The sequence below is a fragment of the Pseudomonas sp. NPDC089569 genome, assembly GCF_050280625.1.
GTDB lineage: Bacteria > Pseudomonadota > Gammaproteobacteria > Pseudomonadales > Pseudomonadaceae > Aquipseudomonas.
This window is the reverse complement of the sequence record NZ_JBNNVQ010000195.1, coordinates 1-4,216: the sequence shown is the minus strand read 5'-3', so window position 1 is coordinate 4,216 and position 4,216 is coordinate 1. Positions and strand designations below refer to the sequence as shown.

3 protein-coding genes and 2 pseudogenes are annotated in these 4,216 nt (G+C 58.3%); all 5 read right to left on the bottom strand.

Features of this window, described 5'->3' with window-relative positions; all coding sequences use genetic code 11:
* Positions 1 to 1,614, bottom strand: a 1,614-nt coding sequence (locus ACQKP2_RS31935; RefSeq protein WP_427582257.1) for a DNA gyrase subunit B, incomplete at its 3' end; no start/stop codon positions are given.
* A gap of 5 nt (positions 1,615 to 1,619) precedes the next feature.
* Positions 1,620 to 2,723 (bottom strand): DNA replication/repair protein RecF, encoded by a 1,104-nt coding sequence (gene recF, locus ACQKP2_RS31930; protein ID WP_427582256.1) that lies wholly within the window; start codon positions 2,721 to 2,723, stop codon positions 1,620 to 1,622.
* A 14-nt stretch (positions 2,724 to 2,737) separates the two neighbouring features.
* Complete coding sequence (gene dnaN / locus ACQKP2_RS31925; RefSeq protein ID WP_427582255.1) at positions 2,738 to 3,841, bottom strand: DNA polymerase III subunit beta; 1,104 nt, start codon at positions 3,839 to 3,841, stop codon at positions 2,738 to 2,740.
* 39 nt (positions 3,842 to 3,880) lie between these two features.
* Positions 3,881 to 4,042 (bottom strand): annotated as a pseudogene (locus ACQKP2_RS31920) (helix-turn-helix domain-containing protein); the annotation flags it as partial.
* Positions 4,043 to 4,122: 80 nt separating this feature from the next.
* Positions 4,123 to 4,216, bottom strand: a pseudogene (locus ACQKP2_RS31915) (DUF2950 family protein); the annotation flags it as partial.

The following is a 4,216-nucleotide window of genomic DNA, read 5'->3' as shown; positions in this document are numbered from 1 at the left end:
GCAGGCTGCCCAGCTTCGCGGCCTCCAGCAGCATGCGGCCCATGCGCGGGTCCACCGGCAACCGCGCCAATAGAAGGTCAGCAACAGGGTGCGGATGTGCGAACCGTCGACGTCAGCATCGGTCATGATGATGATGTTGTGATAGCGCAGCTTGTCGATGTTGTACTCTTCGCGACCGATACCGCAGCCCAGCGCGGTGATCAAGGTGCCCACTTCCTGGGACGAGATCATCTTGTCGAAGCGCGCCTTCTCCACGTTCAGGATCTTGCCCTTGAGCGGCAGGATGGCCTGGGTCTTGCGGTTGCGTCCCTGCTTGGCAGAGCCGCCCGCGGAGTCACCTTCCACGAGGTACAGTTCGGACAGCGCCGGGTCCTTCTCCTGGCAGTCAGCCAGTTTGCCCGGCAAGCCGGCGATGTCCAGCGCGCCCTTGCGGCGAGTCATCTCGCGGGCCTTGCGCGCCGCTTCACGGGCACGGGCGGCGTCGATCATCTTGCCGACGACCAGTTTGGCTTCGTTCGGGTTTTCCAGCAGGAAGTCGGAGAAGTACTTGCCCATTTCCTGTTCGACCGCGGTCTTTACTTCGGAAGACACCAGCTTGTCTTTGGTCTGGGAGCTGAACTTCGGATCCGGCACTTTTACCGAAATAATTGCTGTCAGACCTTCACGGGCATCGTCACCGGTGGTGGCGACTTTGTGCTTCTTCGCCAGGCCTTCCTGTTCGATGTAGTTGTTCAGGTTACGCGTCAGTGCGGAACGGAAACCCACCAAGTGAGTACCGCCGTCGCGCTGAGGAATGTTGTTGGTGAAGCACAACAGGTTCTCGTTGAAGCTGTCGTTCCACTGCAGGGCGATTTCTACGCCAATGCCGTCTTCACGCTGAATATTGAAGTGGAATACCTGGTTCACCGCAGTCTTGTTGGTGTTCAGGTATTCAACGAACGCACGCAGGCCGCCCTCGTACTTGAACAGCTCTTCCTTGCCGGTGCGCTCATCCTTGAGGACGATGCCAACCCCGGAGTTCAGGAAGGACAGTTCGCGAATCCGCTTGGCCAGGATGTCCCAACTGAAGTGGATATTCTTGAAGGTTTCCTTCGAAGCCTTGAAATGAATCTGGGTACCGGTGGTTTCACTTTCACCCACAATGGCCATCGGTGCCTGAGGCACGCCGTGGACGTAGGTTTGTTCCCAGATTTTGCCGCTGCGGCGAACGGTCAGTACCAGCTCTTCGGAAAGAGCGTTAACCACAGAAACACCTACGCCGTGCAGACCACCGGAAACCTTGTAGGAGTTGTCGTCGAACTTACCGCCGGCGTGGAGGACGGTCATGATGACCTCAGCGGCGGAAACACCTTCCTCTTTGTGCACGTCGACCGGGATGCCGCGACCATTGTCGCGAACAGTGATGGACTCATCCGGGTGGATGATGATGCTGATGTCGTCGCAGTAGCCAGCCAGCGCTTCGTCGATCGAGTTATCGACCACCTCGAACACCATGTGGTGCAGACCGCTGCCATCGTCGGTGTCACCAATGTACATACCGGGACGTTTGCGTACGGCATCCAGGCCTTTCAGCACTTTAATGCTCGTTGAGTCGTACGTATTTTCTTCGCTCAATGCCTTCACTCCCGATGGTCGTGGGTCTGGGTGATACGGCCCTGTTCCACGTGGAACAGAGCGACTGGCGTTTCCGTTTGCCAGCCTTCCCTCAGTAATTCGTGATCTACACAAGTGATGAACACCTGGCAGCGTAAGTCTTCCAGCAAGCGGCAAAGCGCGCGACGGTGGTGCTCGTCCAGTTCCGACGGCAAGTCATCCACCAGATAAATACACTGACCGCGTCGGGCCTGGCTGACCAGATGCCCTTGGGCAATCCGCAATGCACATACCACCAACTTTTGCTGTCCGCGGGACAAGATATCCGCAGCATTGTGTGCGCCCAGTCTGAGACGCAAATCAGCGCGTTGTGGTCCGGCCTGGGTATGCCCCATTTGCTGATCCCGCTGAAGGGAACCGGCGAGCACTGCGCTCAGCTCACGGTCTTTGTCCCATCCCCGGTAATAGCTGAGCGTTAAGCCCTCAAGCTCAACCAGTTCGCTCAAGGTCCGCTCAAAAACGGGTTTCAAGGCTTTGATATAAGCGCGGCGGTACTCATCGATTTCAGCGCTGGCCTGGCACAGTTCCCTGTCCCAAACCGCTTGCGAAACGGCGTCAAGTGTACCATGCCGCAGCCAAGAGTTTCTCTGACGCAGAGCCTTCTGCAAACGCTGCCAGGTCGACATGAACCGTGGTTCCACATGGAACACGCCCCAATCGAGAAACTGTCGGCGTATCTTCGGCGCACCTTCGAGCAGTCGAAAGCTGTCGGGGTTTATCAACTGCAATGGCAGGATTTCAGCCAGCTGCGCAGCGCTTCGGGCGTTCTGTCCGTCGATACGGATCTGAAACTCCCCTTGGCGGTCTCGAGAAATGCCGAGCGCGCTGTGCGCACCCTCAGCCAGTTCAACCTGACCAAACACCGTGCACGCCAATTGCTCGTATTGAATGACGGGTAACAAGCGGGTGCTGCGAAACGAACGGGCAAGCCCCAGCAGGTGGATGGCTTCCAGAACACTGGTTTTGCCGCTGCCGTTGGCGCCGTAAAGAATATTGATACGAGGAGAGGGGGAGAAGGTCACCGGGTGCAAATTGCGCACCGCGGTGACCGAGACGCGACTTAAGGACATCTAGCTTCTGCTGATTACAGACGCATCGGCATGACAACATAGGCCGAGTCGTCGTTGTCGGACTCTTGCACCAGAGCACTGCTGTTGGAGTCGGACAGGATCAGGCGAACCTGCTCGGTGGTCATCACACCCAATACGTCGAGCAGGTAGCTGACGTTAAAGCCGATTTCCAGGGAGCCGCCGTTGTATTCAACACCCACTTCCTCTTCCGCCTCTTCCTGCTCAGGGTTGTTCGCCTGGATTTTCAGCTGACCATTGGCCAGTTGCAGGCGGATGCCGCGGTACTTCTCGTTGGACAGAATGGCGGTACGGCTGAACGCCTCGCGCAGTGCCTGACGGTCACCCAGCACGAGCTTGTCGCCCCCCTTGGGCAGAACGCGCTCGTAATCCGGGAATTTACCGTCGACCAGTTTCGAGGTGAAGGTGAATTCACCAGTGGTCGCGCGAATGTGATGCTGACCCAGGACGATACTGACGATGCCGTCGGGCTCTGTCAGCAAGCGCGCCAATTCAAGAATGCCTTTGCGCGGCACGATCACCTGATGGCGGTCAGGCTGACCGATATCGGCCTGCATCGAGCACATTGCCAGACGGTGGCCGTCGGTGGCGACCGCACGAATGATACCGGCAGAAACCTCCAGCAGCATGCCATTGAGGTAGTAGCGCACGTCCTGCTGGGCCATTGCGAAGCTGGTGCGTTCGATCAGTCGACGCAGTTTGCTTTGCTCAAGGCTGCAAGTCAGCGAGCCCGGACCTTCTTCCACCGTCGGGAAATCATTGGCCGGCAGGGTGGACAGGGTAAAGCGGCTGCGGCCGGCCTTCACCACCAGCTTCTGCTCGTCGACCTTGATGTCGATCAGCGCATCGTTCGGCAGGCTCTTGCAGATGTCCATCAGCTTGCGCGCCGGCACGGTGATGGAACCTGGTTCTGCAGGCTCTTCGAGTTGAACACGACCGACCAGCTCGACTTCCAGGTCGGTACCGGTCAGCGACAGTTGCTGGCCATCGACAACCAGCAGCACGTTGGAGAGCACCGGCAAGGTCTGGCGGCGCTCGACGACGCCTGCGACCAGTTGCAGGGGTTTCAACAGGGCTTCGCGTTGAATGGTGAAATGCATGGTCTAGTCCCTTGCCTTAATTAGCTGCGCTGGTGTTCATCAAGTGGTCAGCGTACGCAGCAGGTTCTTGTAGTCCTCGCGGATGTCCGCGTCGGATTCCTTAAGTTCGTTGATCTTGCGACAGGCATGCAGAACAGTCGTGTGGTCACGCCCACCAAACACATCGCCGATTTCCGGCAAGCTGTGGTTGGTCAGTTCCTTTCTGCTCATCGGCCAGGCTGTAGGCATCGTGCCCTTCAAGCATCGACCGCGCGGCCACGGCCACGACCCGCAACCCTTCGATGCTCGCCAGGGGTGCTGAAGATGTGTTGCGCGTATTCCAGTGCGCCGTCGCCGTCGCGATCCTCGGAGGCGTAGTCCATTTGTGCATCGTGA